Here is a 17,093-nt window from a genome sequence, read left to right on the forward strand (position 1 = left end):
TGTCGGATGGCGGTCACGACGGGCACCCGACGGGGCTCGCAGGGGTCGTCCGGCCGCCCGTCGAAGGGCGCGTCCGCCCCGCGCGCGTCGCAGGGACGTGCGCCGCGGAAGCCCGCGGCGACGCAGCGCCGGGGCTCCGAGCGCCCGTGGCTCGGCCAGTGGAACAGCACCGTCACGAGTTACTTCCTGCTCGTCGGGGCCACCGGGATGCTGCTCGTGATCGGCCTCGTGATGGTGCTGTCCAGCTCGACCGTGACCTCCATCGCCGCGGGGGACTCGCCGTTCGCCGCGTTCCTGGTGCAGGCCCGGTTCGCCCTGATCGGCCTGCCCCTCATGCTGGTCGCCTCGCGGCTGCCCGTGCGCTGGTACAAGCGGCTGGCCTGGCCGGCGATGATCGTCGCCCTCGGGTTGCTGGTGGCCGTGCCGTTCGTCGGCAAGCTCGTCAACGGCAACCGGAACTGGCTGGTCCTGGGCCCGATCCAGTTCCAGCCGTCGGAACTGGCCAAGCTGGCGCTCGCGATCTGGCTGGGCGCGGTGCTCGGTCGCAAGCAGCACCTGCTGGGCAGCTGGGGCCAGGCGGTCGTCCCCGGCGTGCTGGGCCTCGGGGCCGTGCTCGGTCTCGTCATGGCCGGTCACGACCTGGGCACGGCGCTGATCCTCGCCGCGCTGGGGCTGGGCGCGTACTGGGTCTCGGGCGCCCCGGCCGCCATGCTGGGGCTCGGCGCGGTGAGCGCGGCGCTCTTCGTCGGGTGGACGTTCATCGTCAACCAGAACGGCTCGGACCGCCTCACCCGCATCCTCGCCACGTACGGCAGCTGCACCGACGAGCAGGGCGAGTGCTACCAGTCGATCCACGGCATGTACGGGCTCGGCACCGGCGGCCTGTTCGGCGTCGGCCTGGGCGCCAGCCGCGAGAAGTGGAAGTACCTGCCCGAGGCGCACAACGACTTCATCTACTCCGTGATCGGCGAGGAGCTGGGCCTGCTCGGCACGCTCCTGGTGCTCGCGCTGTTCGCGGTCCTCGGGATCGCGATGGCGCGGGTGGTCCGGCGGCACCCGGACCCGTTCGTGAAGATCACCACGGCCGCGATCGGCTGCTGGATCGTGGGCCAGGCCTTCGTGAACATCGGCGTGGTGATCGGCGTCCTGCCGGTGATCGGCGTCCCGCTGCCCCTGGTGTCGGCGGGCGGGTCCGCCCTGGTCACGACGATGGTGGCGCTCGGCGTCGTGATCAGCTTCGCGCGCAGCGAGCCGGGCGCCGCGGAGGCGCTCGCCGCGCGCCGGAGCGTCGTCAAGCGCTCGGTCGCGGTCCTGGCGCGCCGGAGCGGGCGCCGCGCCGACGGCGGGGGAGCACGGCGCCGCGGGGGCGACGGCGGCCGATAGGGTCCTGCGTGTGAAGAGCTCTGCAGTCACGTCCGTCGTCCTCGCCGGGGGCGGCACCGCCGGCCACGTCAACCCCCTCCTCGCCGTCGCGGACGAGCTCCGCGCCCGCGAGCCGGAGGCCAGGATCCTCGCCCTGGGCACCACCTCCGGTCTCGAGGCCGAGCTCGTCCCGGAGCGCGGCTACCGGCTGTGGCCGATCCCGCGCGTGCCGCTGCCGCGTCGCCCGAGCGTCGACCTCCTGCGGCTGCCCGGCCGGCTGAGCGCCGCGGTGAAGGCGGCGGAGGCCGCGATCGACGAGATCGGCGCGCAGGCCGTCGTCGGCTTCGGCGGGTACGTCTCGACCCCCGCGTACCTCGCCGCCCGGCGCCGGGGCGTCCCCGTGGTGATCCACGAGCAGAACGCCCGTGCCGGCCTGGCCAACAAGCTCGGCGCCCGCTGGGCGGCGCGCGTCGGGGCGACCTTCCCGGGGACGCCGCTGCCGGGCGCCCAGGTCGTGGGCCTGCCGCTGCGGGCCGAGATCGCGGAGCTCGTCGCCGCCCGCGAGGCGGACCCGGTGGCCGCGAGGGTGCAGGCCGCCGACGCGCTCGGGCTCGACGCCGGGCTGCCGACGCTCGTCGTGACGGGCGGCTCGTCCGGGGCGGCGTCGGTGAACGCCGCGCTCGCCGGTTCCGTGGAGGCGCTGCTGCGCGCCGGCGTCCAGGTGCTGCACCTCACGGGCAAGGGCAAGGACGGGCCCGTCCGGGCCGCCGTCGACGCCGCCACGGCCGCGGGCGGGCACGAGGCCGCGCGGTACCAGGTGCGCGAGTACCTGTCCGAGATGCAGCTCGCCCTCGCGGTCGCCGACCTCGTCGTCGCGCGGTCGGGCGCGGGCACGGTGTGCGAGCTCGCCGCCCTCGGCGTGCCCGCCGTCTACGTGCCGCTGCCCATCGGCAACGGCGAGCAGCGGCTCAACGCCGCGCCGCTCGTGGAGGCGGGCGGCGGCCTCCTCGTCGACGACGCCGACCTCACGCCCGCCTGGGTGGCCGAGAACGTGCCGGCGCTGCTGGCCGACCGGCCGCGGCTCGACGCGATGGCGTCCGCGGCCCGGGCCACCGGGGTGCGCGACGGCGCCACGCGTGTGGCCGACCTCGTGGCCGAGGCGGTCGCGCAGGCGGCCACGGGTGCGGGCACCGGGCGGCAGGCGTGAGCGCCGCCGGGTCGACGCGCCCCCCGGCGCTGGGAGTCGAGGAGCTCGGCCGCGTGCACCTGGTCGGGGTGGGCGGCGCGGGGGTCTCCGTCGTCGCGCGGCTCCTCGCGGCTCGCGGGGTCCAGGTGCAGGGCTCCGACGCGGCGGCCGGCCCCGCCCTCGAGGCGCTGCGCGCCGACGGCGTGCGGGTCTGGGTCGGGCACGACGCGGCCCACGTCGTGGGGCCGGACGGCACGCCCCTGGTCGACACGGTCGTCGTGTCCTCCGCGGTCCGGGAGACCAACCCGGAGCTGGCCGCGGCCCGCACGGCCGGGATCCGCGTGCTGCACCGCTCCCAGGCGCTCGCGTCGCTGATGCTGGGCCGGCGCGCGGTGGCGGTCGCGGGAGCGCACGGCAAGACCACGACGTCCGCCATGGTCGCGACCGTGCTGCGCGCGTGCGGCGTCGACGCGTCGTTCGCGATCGGGGGCACGGTGCGGGTGCGGGACGCCGACGGCCACGAGGGCTCGGTGCCCGGCGGCCACCTCGGCGCCTCCGACGTGCTCGTGGCCGAGGCGGACGAGTCCGACGGCTCGTTCCTCAACTACGCCCCGACGGTGGCCGTGGTGACCAACGTCGAACCGGACCACCTCGACCACTACGGCTCGCAGGAGGCGTTCGAGCGGGCCTTCGAGGAGTTCGCCGGACGCATCGTCCCGGGCGGGACGCTCGTCGCGTGCGCCGACGACGCCGGCTCGGCGGCGCTGGCGGCCGCGCACCGGGCCGCGGGCGGGACCGTCGTGACGTACGGCGGGGCCGCGGGGGCCCACGTGCGCGTGCGCGACGTCGTCGTCGGAGCCGGAACCGTGGAGGCGGTCGTGTCGGGCGGCCCGCTCGGCGACGAGCCGCGCGCGCTGCGCCTGTCCGTCCCCGGCGCGCACAACGCGCTCAACGCGACGGCGGCCGTGGTGACGGCGGTGCTGCTCGGCGCCGAGCCGGGGGCGGCCGTCGCGGGCGCCGGGACCTTCGTGGGCACGGGGCGCCGCTTCGAGCCCAAGGGCGAGGTCGACGGCGTGCGGGTGTTCGACAGCTACGACCACCACCCCACCGAGGTGGAGGCGCTGCTGCGGGCCGCCCGCCCGGTGGCGGGCGACGGCCGCATCGTCGTGCTCTTCCAGCCGCACCTGTACTCGCGGACGCGGATCTTCGCCGACCGGTTCGCGGCGGCGCTGGCGCTCGCGGACGAGGTCGTCGTCACCGGCGTCTACCGCGCCCGCGAGGACGTCGACCCGCAGGTCGGGCCGCGCACGATCACCGACCTGCTCGAGCGGACGTCGTCCGGCGGCGGCGTGCGCGCGGTCCAGGACCGGCTCGAGGCGGCCCACGTCGTCTCGGCGCTCGCTCGGCCGGGCGACCTGGTGCTCACCGTCGGCGCGGGCGACGTCACCGAGCTCGGCCCGGTGATCCTCGCCGACCTGGCCGCGCGCACCTCCGGCGTGGCGCGCGGGGCGGCCGCCGCCCGCGACGAGACCATGGGGTGATGCGACCGCCAGCCCGCCCCCGCCCGACACCTCGCACGACGTCGGGCTCGTCCGGTGCCGGCGCACGCCGGTCCCCGGCGACGAGGTCGAACCCCGCGGTGCCGGCGTCGTCCGGGCGCGGGGCGGCGACCGCGCCGACAGGCACGCCGGCGGCGGGGCCGGCGGGCAGGCCGTCTCGCGACGGGGCGCCCGCGAAGGCGTCCTCGAAGCCCGCCCCCGCACCGCGCACCGCCGCGACGGCGGTGGTTCCGGCCGGCCAGGTCGTCCCGCCCCGGGTCTCGACGGCGATGGCCGACCGGCTCGCCGAGCGCACCGCGATGCGCCGGCACCGCGCGTGGCGCCGGGTGCTGGCGTGGGTGCTCGCGCTGGCGCTCGTCGGGGGCCTCGCGTGGGTGGCGCTCTGGTCGCCGGTGCTCGCCCTGGAGAAGGCCGAGGTGACCGTCACCGGCGCGGGGCGGTACGTCGACGAGGACGCGGTGCGCGAGATCGCCGAGGCGCCGGACGGCACGCCGTTGCCGCGCCTGGACACGGTGGCGATGCGGGAGCAGGTGCTCGGGCTGCGCGGGGTGAAGGACGTGCGGATCGCGCGGGCGTGGCCCCACGGGCTCGTCGTGGAGCTCGCGCCGCGGGTCCCCGTGGCCGCGGTGCCCGACGGTGACCGGCTGGCGCTGCTCGACTCGTCCGGTGTCCGCGTGGCGACGCGCGAGGCGGCACCCAAGGGCCTGCCCCAGGTGGACGTGCCGCTCGACGACGCGCTGGCACTGCAGGCGGCGCTGCACGTGCTGGCCGCGCTCCCGGCGAAGCTCGCGGGCCAGGTGGAGCACGTGAGCGCCGACACGCAGGACGCCGTCGAGACGGTGCTGGAGGACGGCACCACGGTCCGCTGGGGCGGCAGCTCCGACCTGCCGCTCAAGGTCGAGGCGGTACGGACGCTGCGGAAGCTCGACGAGGGCGCGCGCACCATCGACGTGTCGTCGCCCGAGCTGCCGGTGACCCGATGAGCGGGCACGCAAGCACCGGGCGCGCGCGACACGCCGACCCACGTCCGGCGTCGTGCCCGTCGCGCCGCCTACCGTCGATCGCAGCAGCAACCTGACATAACTCTAACCCTCAACTCGAACCTTAAGGTTAGACCCGCGGGTCGGCCGGCGGGGCGACGGGGGAGCGAGGACCGGACGTCGGGACAAGGAACGACCCGAGAGGCAACGACGTGGCAACTCCGCAGAACTACCTGGCAGTGATCAAGGTGGTCGGTATCGGCGGTGGCGGCGTGAACGCCGTGAACCGCATGATCGAGGTCGGGCTCAAGGGTGTCGAGTTCATCGCCATCAACACCGACGCGCAGGCGCTGCTGATGTCGGACGCCGACGTCAAGCTCGACGTCGGTCGCGAGCTCACGCGTGGCCTGGGCGCCGGCGCCGACCCCGAGGTCGGCAAGAAGGCGGCCGAGGACCACGCCGAGGAGATCGAGGACGTCCTGCGGGGCGCCGACATGGTCTTCGTGACGGCGGGCGAGGGCGGCGGCACCGGCACGGGCGGCGCCCCCGTGGTGGCGCGCATCGCCCGGTCGCTGGGCGCCCTGACGGTGGGCGTCGTGACGCGCCCCTTCACCTTCGAGGGACGCCGCCGCTCCGTGCAGGCCGAGCAGGGCATCGACACCCTCCGCGAGGAGGTCGACACCCTCATCGTCATCCCCAACGACCGGCTCCTGTCGATGTCGGACAAGAGCGTCTCGGCGATCGCCGCGTTCCACTCGGCCGACCAGGTGCTGCACTCCGGCGTCCAGGGCATCACCGACCTCATCACGACGCCGGGCCTCATCAACCTCGACTTCGCGGACGTGAAGTCCGTGATGCAGGGGGCCGGGTCGGCGCTCATGGGCATCGGCTCGGCACGGGGCGAGGACCGCGCGGTGCAGGCCGCCGAGCTCGCGATCTCCTCGCCGCTGCTCGAGGCCTCCATCGACGGTGCGCACGGCGTCCTGCTGTCGATCCAGGGCGGCAGCGACATCGGCCTCTTCGAGGTGCACGAGGCCGCGCGCCTCGTCCAGGAGGCGGCGCACTCCGAGGCGAACATCATCTTCGGCACCGTCATCGACGACGCGCTCGGCGACGAGGTGCGGGTCACGGTCATCGCCGCCGGGTTCGACGGCGGCGTGCCGCAGGCGCGCAAGGACGGCCGCGGTCTCGGCCAGATCGCCGGCGCGCCGGCCAAGCCGGCGGTCACGGTCGGCGAGGGCGGCGCGACGGTGACGTCCGCGGCGCAGCCCGGGACGCAGTCCGCGCCGCCGCGCCCGCCGCAGCCGGCCACCGCGTCGGTGCCGGCGGCCTCCGTGCAGCCCCGGCCGATCCCGGCCGAGCCGGACGACGTCCCCGTGAGCCTCGACGCTCCGCCGGCCCCGCCGGTCGGCTCGCGGCCCGCGGAGCAGCGCCGCCCGTTCACGGTGGTCGAGGACGCCGAGGGCGAGGGTGTCACGGTCGAGCGGCCGGTCGAGGTGCCGCGGCTGTTCGACGAGCCGCGTCGTCCCGCCGAGGAGCTCGACGTGCCCGACTTCCTCAAGTGAGCCACGGGTGAGCGGACGTCTGGACGGCGCGGTCGGCTGGGCCCAGGAGGCGTTGTTGCCGGACGAGTTCGGTGCAGGGCTGCTGCGGGTGGACCTCGGGGAGGGCGTCGTGGCGGGCTTCACCACGCGCCACGGCGGGGTGTCGCCCGCCCCGTGGTCGTCGCTCGACCTGGGCACGTCGACGGGTGACGACCCGGTCCGGGTGCGGGAGAACCGGGCCCGGCTCGGGGAGTGGGTCGGCGCGCCGGTGGCGTTCGCCGCGCAGGTGCACGGGGACCGCGTCCTGGGCCTGGGCGCCGACGAGCTCGCCGAGTGGTCGTCGGCGGAGCCGCCGGGGGCGGCGGGCGCGGCCGACGCGATGGTGACGGCAGAGCCCGGCCTCGGCCTCGGCGTCCTGGTCGCGGACTGCGTGCCGGTCGTGCTCGCGGACCCGGTGGCCCGCGTGGTGGCCGTCGCGCACGCGGGGCGCAAGGGCGTCGCCGCGGGGGTGGTGCACCGCGTCGTCGAGCAGATGCTCGCCCGCGGGGCACGGGCCGCGCAGCTGCGGGCCGCGGTGGGGCCGGCCGTCTGCGGCGCCTGCTACGAGGTGCCGGCCGAGATGCGCGAGGAGGTCGCCGCCGTCGTGCCCGAGGCCTGGGCGACGACGACGGCGGGCACCCCCGGGCTCGACCTCCCGGCGGGGGTCGTCGCCCAGCTCGCGCACCACGGGGTGGACGCCGTCCGGGTGGACCGGTGCACGCTCACGGACACGGACCTCTTCTCCCACCGTCGGGCCACGGCCCAGGGCGCCACGACCGGGCGTCAGGCGGGGGTCGTCGTGCTCGCCTGAGCCCGGCCGGTGGCGGGCGCTCCGCCGAGCAGGGCGGACACGCCCACGACGCGCGACACACCGGCGTGTCGTGCGCCGATGCCGCCGCGGGCGTGGTTACCGTCGTGACACCGTCCGGGACGGAGGGCGGGACGTGGCGACGAACGGAGCAAGGCGATGGGCGGAGCGCTTCGCAAGACGATGCTGTACCTGGGGCTCGCCGACGACCAGGGTGAGTCGGAGGAGTACCTCGACGAGTACGAGGAGCTGGAGGCACCGGTGCGCGACCGTGACGACTACCAGGCGCAGGTCACCCCGCTGCACCGCGGCGGAGGGAGCGAGTCGGTGATCGCCTCCGACCTGCGACGCATCACGACCATCCATCCGCGCTCGTACAACGACGCCCGGACCATCGGCGAGGCGTTCCGGGGCGGCACGCCCGTGATCATGAACCTGTCGGACATGGACGACGCCGACGCCAAGCGCCTCGTGGACTTCTCTGCCGGCCTGATCTTCGGGCTGCGCGGGTCGATCGAGCGCGTGACGAACAAGGTCTTCCTGCTCTCGCCGGAGCACGTGGAGATCGCGGGCGAGGAGCCGCCCGCGGAGAAGGTCGCCGGCCGCGGGGCGTTCTACAACCAGAGCTGACCGCGCGCCCGAGAGCGCCGATCGCACGCCGATCGCCCATCGATCGCACCGTCCGGCAGGGCCGGGGCAGTCCTGCCCCGGCCCTGCGTCGTGCTCGGGTAGGTTCGACCCGTGAGCCTCGTCTTCAACCTGGTCTACCTCGTCCTGTGGCTGTTCCTGCTGTGCCTCATCGTCCGGCTCGTCTTCGACTGGGTGCAGTTCTTCGCGCGCGACTGGCGGCCGAAGGGCGTGCTGCTCGTCATCGCCGAGGCGGTGTACACCGTCACCGACCCGCCGCTGCGGTTCCTGCGCGGGCTGATCCCGCCGCTGACCCTCGGTCAGATCCGCCTGGACATCGCGTTCCTGGTGCTCTTCATCGGCACGGGCATCCTCATGCGGGTGGCCTCGTTCCTGGCCGCTACCTGACCGTCCCGGCGCCGGGCCCGGTGTGACCTGGGACCGGGTGCGAGCCTGCTCCGGGCGAGCGACCCGGTGCTGACCTGTGAAGACGTCGTGTGGGCGGGACGACCCGGCCTCGTCGGGCAGGTCGCCCGCCGAGGCGTCCGCTACCGTGGTCATCCAGACGGCCCGGGAACCGGGTCCCACCGACCCTGCAAGAACGATGAGGTGAGACGATGGCGCTGCTGACGGCAGAGGACATCCTGAACAAGAAGTTCGCCGCGACCAAGTTCCGCGAGGGCTACGACGTCGAAGAGGTCGACGACTTCCTCGACGAGGTCGTGCGGACGCTCACGGCGGTCCAGGAGGAGAACGACGACCTGCGCTCCAAGCTCACCGCGGCGGAGCACCGGGTCGCGGAGCTGAGCCGTTCGGACGCTGCCCAGCAGGCGCAGCCGACGCCGACCCCGGCTCCCGCCCCCACCCCGGCCCCCGCGCCGGCGGCCGCCGCGAAGCAGCAGCCCGCGGAGCCGGAGTCCGCCACCGGGATGCTCCAGCTGGCCCAGAAGCTGCACGACGACTACGTGCGCTCCGGCCAGGAGGAGGGCGACCGTCTCATCTCGGAGGCCAAGTCGGAGGGCTCGCGCATCGTCCGCGAGGCCGAGGAGACCAGCCACCGCACCCTCTCGCAGCTCGAGCAGGAGCGCTCGCTCCTCGAGCGCAAGATCGACGAGCTCCGCCTGTTCGAGCGGGACTACCGCACGCGGCTCAAGAGCTTCCTGCAGAACCTGCTGGGCGACCTCGACGCCCGCGGCTCGGCCCTGCCGCCCCAGCGGCAGAACGCCGCCGCCGGTCGCGGCTCGGAGCTCTGAGCGGGGGCCGTCACCCCGCGCACCCCGCTCCTTCGTCGCACCTCACGCCGAGCGGCCCGCACGACACGCACGCCCTTCGGGCGCGTGCTGTTGTGCGGGCCGCTCGGCGCACTTACGCTGCGGTGACTCGTCGTCGACGCACCAACGAAAGGGCACCGATGGCCAAGCTCTCGACCACCACGCGCGCGGCACTGCGCGAGAACTTCCCGCACCTCGCGCGGGACGTGAAGTCGTTCCCGGTCCGCGACGGCGAGGAGCCCTGGACCCTGCACGAGGTGGAGGAGCTGGCGGCCTTCCTGCTCGAGGAGAAGGAGCGCCTCGAGCGCGAGCTCGCGGCCGCCGACCAGGAGCTGTCGGACCTGCTGCGCAACTCGGGCGACGGAGCGGGCGACGACCAGGCGGACTACGGCTCGAGCGCGCTGGAGCGCGAGCAGGAGCTCACCCTGGTGAACAACATGCGCGACCTGCTCGCCCAGACCACGCACGCCGTCGACCGCATCCGCAAGGGCACCTACGCCACCTGCGAGATCACCGGCCTGCCTATCGGGAAGGCCCGCCTCCAGGCGTTCCCCCGGGCCACGCTGTCGGTGGAGGCGAAGGCGCGCGAAGAGCGGCGCTGACGGCGGTGCCGCGCCGGCACGGCCGACGGCGCCGTCCGCCTAGACTGGCGCACGATGTCGACCACGCCCGCCGGCTCCGCCCCGGCCCCTGAGCCCGCGCCGCGCGACGGCGCCCCCGAGTCGCCCGGGACGGACGCGCCGCCCGCTGACGCCGTCCCCGCGGGGGACGCGGGCGCGCCCGCCGTCGCCGAGGAGGCCGAGGCCCCGGTGCCCGGGGCGAGGCGCCGCAGGCTGATCCTCGGGACCTTCGTGCTCGCCGCCCTCGTGCTGCTCGTCGACCAGCTCACGAAGTGGTGGGCGGAGTCCGCCCTCGTCTGGGGCGACGACCCGAAGCCCCTGATCGGGGAGCTCCTGCAGCTCCGGCTGATCTACAACCCGGGCGCGGCCCTCTCCATCGCCACCGGTATGACGTGGATCCTCACGATCGTGGTGGTGATCGTGGTGGTGATCATCGTGCGCGCCATCCGCCGGATCGGCTCCACGGGCTGGGCCGTGGCCCTCGGCCTGCTGCTGGGCGGCGCGCTGGGCAACCTGGGCGACCGGTTCTTCCGCGACCCCGGGTTCGCGCGCGGGCACGTCGTGGACTTCATCGACTACGGCGTGTTCGTGGGGAACGTCGCCGACATCGCCATCGTGGCCGCGGCGGTGCTGATCGTCATCCTGTCGTTCCGGGGGATCGGCCTGGACGGCCGTCGGCACGTCGAGGCCGGCGACGCCCCGGCCGCGACCCCCGAGGGGCGCTGACGATGGCGGCCGGGTCCACCCGCACGCTGCCCGTGCCCGACGGCCTCGCGGGCGAGCGGGTCGACGCCGCGCTCGCGCGGATGCTCGGCTTCTCCCGCACCCAGGCGGCGGAGCTCGCCGCCTCCGGGGCGGTGCTCCTGGACGGGCGCGAGGTCGGCAAGTCCGACCGGGTCGTCGCCGGCGGCAGGCTCGAGGTCACGGTGCCGGACGCGCGGCCCGCGGCGCCCGTCGTCGCCGAGCCGGTGCCCGGGATGGGGATCGCGTACGAGGACGACGACGTCGTCGTCGTCGACAAGCCGGTCGGGGTCGCGGCGCACCCGTCGCCGGGCTGGACCGGGCCGACCGTGGTCGGCGCGCTGGCCGCCGCCGGCTACCGCATCGCGACGTCCGGCGCCGCGGAGCGGCAGGGCATCGTGCACCGGCTGGACGTCGGCACGTCCGGCCTCATGGCGGTGGCCAAGAGCGAGGCGGCGTACAGCGGCCTCAAGCGGGCGTTCAAGGAGCGCACGGTCGACAAGGTGTACCACGCGCTCGCGCAGGGGCACCCCGAGCCCACGACCGGCACCATCGACGCCCCGATCGGGCGGCACCCGAGCGCCGACTACAAGTTCGCCGTCGTCGCGGACGGCAAGCACTCCGTCACGCACTACGAGGTGCTCGAGATGCTGCCGGCCGCGTCGCTCGTCGAGGTGCACCTCGAGACCGGGCGCACCCACCAGATCCGCGTCCACTTCCAGGCGGTGCGGCACCCGCTGGTGGGCGACCTCACGTACGGCGCGGACCCGGTGCTCGCGTCGAAGGTGGGGCTCGAGCGCCAGTGGCTGCACGCGGTGCGGCTCGGCTTCGAGCACCCGGTGAGCGGCCGCTGGGTGGAGGTCGCCAGCGAGTACCCGGACGACCTGGCGCACGCGCTCGAGGTCGTGCGCGGGGACTACCGGTAGGCCCTCGTGCCCGACCTGCCCTGGTGGGCGGACGTCCTGCTCGGCCTCGCGGCCGCCCTGCTCGCCCTCTGGGCGCTGCTGGCCGTCGGGCTGCTCGTCGTGCGGCGGCGGACCGGCCGCGGGTCCCTGCGCGGGGTGGTGCGGCTGCTGCCGGACGTGCTGCGCCTGGTGCGAAGGCTCGCGGGGGACCGCACGCTGTCGCGCCGCGTGCGCGCGCTGCTCGTCGTGCTGATGGGCTACCTGGCGATGCCGTTCGACGTGGTCCCCGACGTCGTCCCGGTGCTCGGCTGGGCGGACGACGTCGTCGTCGTGGCGCTCGTGCTGCGGGCCGTCGTGCGCAGCGCGGGGCCCGACGTCGTGCGCCGGCACTGGCCCGGCACCGAGGACGGCCTGGCCGTGCTGCGCCTGCTGGTGCGGTGGTGACGGGCGTCGCCCGCGCCCTGTCCCGCGCCCTGTGAGGTTCCCCTCGGCGGGGCGGTCGGGAGTGTCGGAGGCGACTGCCTAGACTCGGTCCATGCCCGACGCAGGTTCCTCCACCGCCCAGCCGACCGGTACCTCCGAGGACGACTTCGTCCACCTGCACGTGCACACCGAGTACTCGATGCTCGACGGCGCGGCCCGGATGAACGACCTGTTCAGCGAGGTGTCGCGGCTCGGCCAGAAGGCCGTCGCGATCACGGACCACGGGTACCTGTTTGGCGCGTTCGACTTCTGGAGCACGGCGCAGAAGCACGGCGTCAAGCCGATCATCGGCGTCGAGGCGTACGTGACCCCGGGCACCAGCCGGCACGACCGCACCAAGGTGCTGTGGGGCGAGCAGCACCAGCGCCGCGACGATGTCTCCGCGGGCGGCGCGTACACGCACATGACGCTCTGGGCGCGCGACAACGAGGGGATGCACAACCTCTTCCGCGCGTCGTCCCTGGCGTCCCTCGACGGCCAGATGGGCAAGTGGCCGCGCATGGACCGCGAGCTCCTGGAGACGTACGGCAAGGGGCTCATGGGCACCTCGGGCTGCCCCTCGGGCGAGGTGCAGACGCGCCTGCGGCTGGGCCAGTGGGACGAGGCGGTGCGCGCCGCCGGCGAGCTGCAGGACATCCTCGGCAAGGAGAACTTCTTCGTCGAGCTCATGGACCACGGGATCGAGATCGAGTCCCGCACGTACAAGGACCTGCTGCGCCTCGCCGAGCACATCGACGCGCCGCTCGTGGCCACCAACGACCTGCACTACACGAAGCGGGAGGACGCGCACTCGCACGAGGTGCTGCTCGCCGTGAACTCCGGGTCGACGCTCGACGAGCCGACGTACGACCAGGGGGGCAGCCGGTTCGCGTTCAGCGGCGACACGTTCTACGTGCGCTCGGGAGCCGAGATGCGCCGCCTGTTCTCGGAGCTGCCGCAGGCGATCGAGAACACCCTGCTCATCGCCGAGCGCTGCGAGGTCTCGTTCGACACCAAGGCGAACTACATGCCGCGGTTCCCGGTGCCGGACGGCGAGGACGAGGTCAGCTGGTTCGTCAAGGAGGTCGAGAACGGCCTGCGCCGCCGCTACCCCGACGGCATCCCCGACGACGTGCGCAAGCAGGCGGACTACGAGGTCGGGGTCATCATCCAGATGGGCTTCCCGGGGTACTTCCTCGTGGTGGCCGACTTCATCAACTGGGCCAAGGAGCAGGGCATCCGCGTGGGCCCCGGCCGTGGGTCGGCGGCCGGCTCGATGGTGTCCTACGTCATGGGCATCACGGAGCTCGACCCGCTCAAGCACGGCCTGATCTTCGAGCGCTTCCTCAACCCCGAGCGCATCTCCATGCCCGACGTCGACGTGGACTTCGACGAGCGCCGGCGCGCCGAGGTGATCCGGTACGTCACCGAGAAGTACGGCGACGACCGGGTGGCGATGATCGTCACCTACGGCTCGATCAAGGCCAAGCAGGCGCTCAAGGACGGCTCGCGCGTGCTCGGCTTCCCCTTCGCGATGGGGGAGAAGCTCACCAAGGCGATGCCCCCGGCCGTCATGGGCAAGGACATCCCGCTGTCCGGGATCTTCGACCCGAAGCACGAGCGGTACGCCGAGGCCGCCGAGTTCCGCGCCGTGCACGACGCCGACCCCGAGGCGCAGCGCGTCGTCGAGACGGCCCGGGGCATCGAGGGCCTGAAGCGGCAGTGGGGCGTGCACGCGGCCGGCGTCATCATGTCGAGCCACCCGCTGATCGACATCATCCCGATCATGCGGCGCCCGCAGGACGGCGCGGTCATCACGCAGTTCGACTACCCGACGTCCGAGGGCCTCGGCCTCATCAAGATGGACTTCCTCGGGCTGCGCAACCTCACGATCCTCGACGACGCGCTCGAGAACATCGTCATGAACGGCAAGGAGCCGGTGGCGATCGAGACGGTCGAGCTCGACGACAAGGCCACCTACGACCTGCTGGCGCGCGGCGACACGCTGGGTGTGTTCCAGCTCGACGGCGGCGCGATGCGCTCGCTGCTGCGCCAGATGCGGCCGGACAACTTCGAGGACGTCTCCGCCGTCATCGCCCTGTACCGGCCGGGGCCGATGGGCATGAACTCGCACATCAACTACGCCCTGCGCAAGAACGGCATGCAGAAGATCGAGCCGATCCACCCGGAGCTCGCCGAGCCGCTGAGCGAGATCCTCGACGAGACCTACGGCCTCATCGTCTACCAGGAGCAGGTGCAGCGCGCCGCGCAGATCCTCGCCGGGTACTCGCTCGGCCAGGCGGACCTGCTGCGCCGCGCGATGGGCAAGAAGAAGAAGGAGATCCTCGACAAGGAGTTCGTCCCGTTCGAGGCGGGCATGAAGGAGCGCGGCTACTCCAAGCCCGCGATCCAGGCCGTGTGGGACACCCTCGTCCCGTTCGCCGGGTACGCGTTCAACAAGGCGCACTCGGCCGGGTACGGCGTCGTCTCGTACTGGACGGCGTACCTCAAGGCGAACTACCCGACCGAGTACATGGCGGGCCTGCTGCAGAGCGTGCGGGACGACAAGGACAAGATGGCGCTCTACCTGGGCGAGTGCCGTCGCATGCACATCACGGTGCTGCCGCCCGACGTCAACGACTCGGCCGCGAAGTTCACCGCCGTCGGCGAGGACATCCGGTTCGGCCTGACGGCGATCCGCAACGTCGGCGCCAACGTCGTGGACGCGATCATCGCCACGCGCGAGGAGAAGGGCGCGTTCACCTCGTTCACGGACTTCCTCGACAAGGTGCCGGCCGTGGTCTGCAACAAGCGCACCATCGAGTCCCTCATCAAGGCAGGGGCGTTCGACTCGCTCGGCCACCCGCGTCGCGCGCTGCTCGTGGTGCACGAGCAGGCCGTCGACTCGGTGATCTCCGTCAAGCGCAAGGAGGCCGAGGGCCAGTTCGACCTCTTCGCCGGCTTTGGCGGGGCGGAGGAGGACGCGGCGATGACGTTCGCCGTCGACGTGCCCGACCTGCCCGACTGGGACAAGAAGCAGCGGCTGGCGTTCGAGCGGGAGATGCTCGGCCTGTACGTCTCGGACCATCCGCTGTCGGGGCTCGAGCACGTGCTTGCCCGTGCGGCGGACACGTCGATCGCCTCGCTCATGGCCGACGAGGGTCGCCCGGACGGCTCGCAGGTCACGGTCGCGGGGCTGCTCACCAGCGTGCAGCGCAAGATGAGCAAGAACGGCAACCCCTGGGCGGCCGTGACCGTCGAGGACCTCGAGGGCGCCGTCGAGGTGATGTTCTTCGGCGAGACGTACCTCGCGTACTCGACGATCCTCGCCGAGGACCAGGTCGTGACGCTGCGCGGCCGGGTGCGGCGCCGGGACGACCAGATGCAGCTGCAGGCGATGGAGGTCTCGCTGCCGGACACGTCCGCCGTCGCCGACGCGCCCGTGCTGGTCACCGTGCCGCACACCCGCTGCGTCGAGCCCGTCATGGTGCGGCTGCGCGAGGTGCTCGCCACGCACCCGGGCTCCGCGGAGGTGCACGTGAGCGTCGCGGAGCCGGGCAAGCGGACGGTGGTCCGCGCGGCCGACACGCTGCGGGTGGAGAAGTCGCCGGCGCTGTTCGGCGACCTCAAGGCCCTCCTCGGCCCGAGCTGCCTGTCATGACGGCGCCGGTCGAGCCGACCTCGCCGGTCGAGCCTGTCGAGACCGGGGACGACGGCTCGGCCGACCACCGGTTCCGCGTCGTGCCCGCGGCGTACGTGTACCTGCGGCGCGAGGGCCAGGTGCTGCTGCAGCTGCGGCAGGGGACCGGGTTCCGGGACGGGCACTGGGCGGCCGCGGCGGCCGGGCACGTCGAGGAGGGGGAGTCCGTCCGCGCGGCCGCGGTCCGCGAGGCGCGCGAGGAGCTCGGCGTCGACATCGACCCCGCGGACCTCGTCCCGGTCACGACGATGCACCGGGGCCAGCCCGGCGGTCCCGCCCTCGAGCAGCGCGTCGACTTCTTCTTCACGGCCACGCGCTGGCGCGGCAGCCCCGAGGTCCGCGAGCCGGCCAAGGTCGGCGACCTGCGCTGGTTCCCGTTCGTCGCGCTGCCCGACCCGGTCGTGCCGCACGAGCTGGTGGTGCTGCGCGCGCTGCACGACGAGGGGCGGCACGGCACGCGCGTCCCGCCGATCCTGACGGACGGCTTCGAGGGCGCGGCCGGCGGCTGACCCAGGCGCCCGGCGGTGGCCGTAGGCTCGAGGCGTGTTCCGCCTCAACCCCGAGCAGCTCGTGTTCGTCACCGAGCGCCATCTCGCCACCCTCACCACCCTGCGCGCCGACGGCACCCCGCACGTCGTGCCGGTCGCCTTCACCTGGGACGCCGACGCGGGCGTCGCGCGCACCACGGCGCGCCGGACGTCGACCAAGGTCGCCAACGCGCGCCGGACGACGGCGGACGGTGCGCGGCCCCGTGCCGCGCTGTGCCAGGTGGACGGCGGGCGGTGGTTGACGCTCGAGGGGACGATCGAGGTGAGCGAGGACCCGGGCGAGGTCGCGGACGCCGTCGCGCGGTACACGAAGCGCTACCGGCCGCTGGAGCACGACCCCGACCGGGTCGTCCTGCGCCTGGTCCCGGACCGCGCGATGGCCTCGACCTACATGGCCTGATCGTTGTGAGCGGGCGTTTGGCCCCGAATCTCGCCGATTCGGGGCCAAACGCCCGCTCACAACAACCGGCGGTCAGGCGACGACGGCGGTCTCGTCGCCCTCGGGCAGGGCGACGGTGACGCGGTCGCCGCGGACGAGCTGGCGCCCGCGGCGGGTCTCCGCCTCACCGTTGACGCTGACCTCGCCGTCGGCGACCAGATCCCGGGCGTGCGTGCCGGACTCCGCCAGGCCCGCGAGCTTGAGGAACTGGCCGAGGCGGATCATGTCGTCGCGGATCGGCACGGCCGTGCTGTCGTGGTCGGCGCTCATGCGTCCCATTCTCCGGCACCCGGGCTCGGACG

At 74.1% G+C, this 17,093-nt stretch carries 17 protein-coding genes; 16 read left to right on the top strand and 1 reads right to left on the bottom strand.

The genetic code is table 11. The annotated features are described in order from the left end of the window. Window positions 1–6: 6 nt before the first annotated feature. The 16 genes from ftsW to AAG589_RS10250 all read left to right on the top strand — a co-directional run bounded on the left by ftsW (window position 7) and on the right by AAG589_RS10250 (window position 16,752). On the top strand, window positions 7–1,383 hold the full coding sequence (gene ftsW, locus AAG589_RS10175) for a putative lipid II flippase FtsW (RefSeq protein WP_430567097.1): 1,377 nt from the start codon (window positions 7–9) through the stop codon (window positions 1,381–1,383). Between the two features lie 10 nt (window positions 1,384–1,393). Then, complete coding sequence (gene murG, locus AAG589_RS10180; RefSeq protein WP_430567098.1) at window positions 1,394–2,569, top strand: undecaprenyldiphospho-muramoylpentapeptide beta-N-acetylglucosaminyltransferase; 1,176 nt, start codon at window positions 1,394–1,396, stop codon at window positions 2,567–2,569. Next, on the top strand, window positions 2,566–4,089 hold the full coding sequence (gene murC / locus AAG589_RS10185; RefSeq protein WP_430567099.1) for a UDP-N-acetylmuramate--L-alanine ligase: 1,524 nt from the start codon (window positions 2,566–2,568) through the stop codon (window positions 4,087–4,089). The genes murG and murC overlap by 4 nt, the downstream gene beginning before the upstream one ends. A 242-nt stretch (window positions 4,090–4,331) precedes the next feature. After that, window positions 4,332–5,090 (top strand): cell division protein FtsQ/DivIB, encoded by a 759-nt coding sequence (locus tag AAG589_RS10190; protein ID WP_430567100.1) that lies wholly within the window; start codon window positions 4,332–4,334, stop codon window positions 5,088–5,090. Window positions 5,091–5,299: 209 nt separating this feature from the next. After that, window positions 5,300–6,652, top strand: coding sequence for a cell division protein FtsZ (gene ftsZ, locus AAG589_RS10195; RefSeq protein WP_430567101.1), 1,353 nt, complete (start codon window positions 5,300–5,302; stop codon window positions 6,650–6,652). Window positions 6,653–6,659: 7 nt separating this feature from the next. After that, on the top strand, window positions 6,660–7,481 hold the full coding sequence (gene pgeF / locus AAG589_RS10200; RefSeq protein ID WP_430567102.1) for a peptidoglycan editing factor PgeF: 822 nt from the start codon (window positions 6,660–6,662) through the stop codon (window positions 7,479–7,481). A 156-nt stretch (window positions 7,482–7,637) separates the two neighbouring features. After that, window positions 7,638–8,108: a cell division protein SepF gene (locus AAG589_RS10205; RefSeq protein ID WP_430567103.1), complete on the top strand. Its 471-nt coding sequence runs from the start codon at window positions 7,638–7,640 to the stop codon at window positions 8,106–8,108. Between the two features lie 111 nt (window positions 8,109–8,219). After that, entirely contained in the window at window positions 8,220–8,513 is a 294-nt protein-coding gene (locus AAG589_RS10210) for a YggT family protein (RefSeq protein WP_430567104.1), read from the top strand. Between the two features lie 209 nt (window positions 8,514–8,722). Then, window positions 8,723–9,358, top strand: a complete 636-nt coding sequence (locus AAG589_RS10215; protein ID WP_430567105.1) for a DivIVA domain-containing protein — start codon at window positions 8,723–8,725, stop codon at window positions 9,356–9,358. A gap of 158 nt (window positions 9,359–9,516) precedes the next feature. Then, window positions 9,517–9,978 carry a TraR/DksA family transcriptional regulator gene (locus AAG589_RS10220; protein WP_430567106.1) on the top strand — a complete coding sequence of 154 codons (462 nt, stop codon included), beginning with the start codon at window positions 9,517–9,519 and terminating at the stop codon, window positions 9,976–9,978. Window positions 9,979–10,032: 54 nt separating this feature from the next. Then, a complete protein-coding gene (locus AAG589_RS10225) occupies window positions 10,033–10,722 on the top strand; it encodes a signal peptidase II (RefSeq protein WP_430567107.1) in 690 nt (229 codons plus the stop codon). Between the two features lie 2 nt (window positions 10,723–10,724). After that, entirely contained in the window at window positions 10,725–11,663 is a 939-nt protein-coding gene (locus tag AAG589_RS10230; protein ID WP_430567108.1) for an RluA family pseudouridine synthase, read from the top strand. A 6-nt stretch (window positions 11,664–11,669) separates the two neighbouring features. After that, entirely contained in the window at window positions 11,670–12,086 is a 417-nt protein-coding gene (locus AAG589_RS10235) for a DUF1232 domain-containing protein (RefSeq protein ID WP_430567109.1), read from the top strand. 91 nt (window positions 12,087–12,177) lie between these two features. Continuing rightward, window positions 12,178–15,765 (top strand): DNA polymerase III subunit alpha, encoded by a 3,588-nt coding sequence (gene dnaE, locus AAG589_RS10240; RefSeq protein ID WP_430567110.1) that lies wholly within the window; start codon window positions 12,178–12,180, stop codon window positions 15,763–15,765. Next, complete coding sequence (locus tag AAG589_RS10245; RefSeq protein WP_430567111.1) at window positions 15,762–16,313, top strand: NUDIX hydrolase; 552 nt, start codon at window positions 15,762–15,764, stop codon at window positions 16,311–16,313. The genes dnaE and AAG589_RS10245 overlap by 4 nt, the downstream gene beginning before the upstream one ends. A gap of 34 nt (window positions 16,314–16,347) precedes the next feature. Further along, entirely contained in the window at window positions 16,348–16,752 is a 405-nt protein-coding gene (locus AAG589_RS10250) for a pyridoxamine 5'-phosphate oxidase family protein (protein ID WP_430567112.1), read from the top strand. A gap of 72 nt (window positions 16,753–16,824) precedes the next feature. Here the strand turns inward: AAG589_RS10250 and AAG589_RS10255 are convergent, their stop codons facing one another. After that, window positions 16,825–17,061: an RNA-binding S4 domain-containing protein gene (locus tag AAG589_RS10255; RefSeq protein WP_430567113.1), complete on the bottom strand. Its 237-nt coding sequence runs from the start codon at window positions 17,059–17,061 to the stop codon at window positions 16,825–16,827. Window positions 17,062–17,093 lie beyond the last annotated feature (32 nt).

Origin of the sequence: Isoptericola sp. F-RaC21 (genome assembly GCF_038593535.1) — a bacterium.
In the GTDB taxonomy this organism is placed as follows: Bacteria; Actinomycetota; Actinomycetes; order Actinomycetales; family Cellulomonadaceae; genus Isoptericola.

What these genes read in the sequence shown, in the direction of transcription:
- ftsW (WP_430567097.1), top strand. Translation starts at nt 7, where the DNA reads ATGGCGGTCACGACGGGCACCCGACGGGGCTCGCAGGGGTCGTCCGGC.
- AAG589_RS10220 (WP_430567106.1), top strand. Translation starts at nt 9,517, where the DNA reads ATGGCCAAGCTCTCGACCACCACGCGCGCGGCACTGCGCGAGAACTTC.
- dnaE (WP_430567110.1), top strand. Translation starts at nt 12,178, where the DNA reads ATGCCCGACGCAGGTTCCTCCACCGCCCAGCCGACCGGTACCTCCGAG.
- AAG589_RS10230 (WP_430567108.1), top strand. Translation starts at nt 10,725, where the DNA reads ATGGCGGCCGGGTCCACCCGCACGCTGCCCGTGCCCGACGGCCTCGCG.
- AAG589_RS10215 (WP_430567105.1), top strand. Translation starts at nt 8,723, where the DNA reads ATGGCGCTGCTGACGGCAGAGGACATCCTGAACAAGAAGTTCGCCGCG.
- AAG589_RS10205 (WP_430567103.1), top strand. Translation starts at nt 7,638, where the DNA reads ATGGGCGGAGCGCTTCGCAAGACGATGCTGTACCTGGGGCTCGCCGAC.
- AAG589_RS10245 (WP_430567111.1), top strand. Translation starts at nt 15,762, where the DNA reads ATGACGGCGCCGGTCGAGCCGACCTCGCCGGTCGAGCCTGTCGAGACC.
- AAG589_RS10255 (WP_430567113.1), bottom strand. Translation starts at nt 17,061, where the DNA reads ATGAGCGCCGACCACGACAGCACGGCCGTGCCGATCCGCGACGACATG.
- AAG589_RS10225 (WP_430567107.1), top strand. Translation starts at nt 10,033, where the DNA reads ATGTCGACCACGCCCGCCGGCTCCGCCCCGGCCCCTGAGCCCGCGCCG.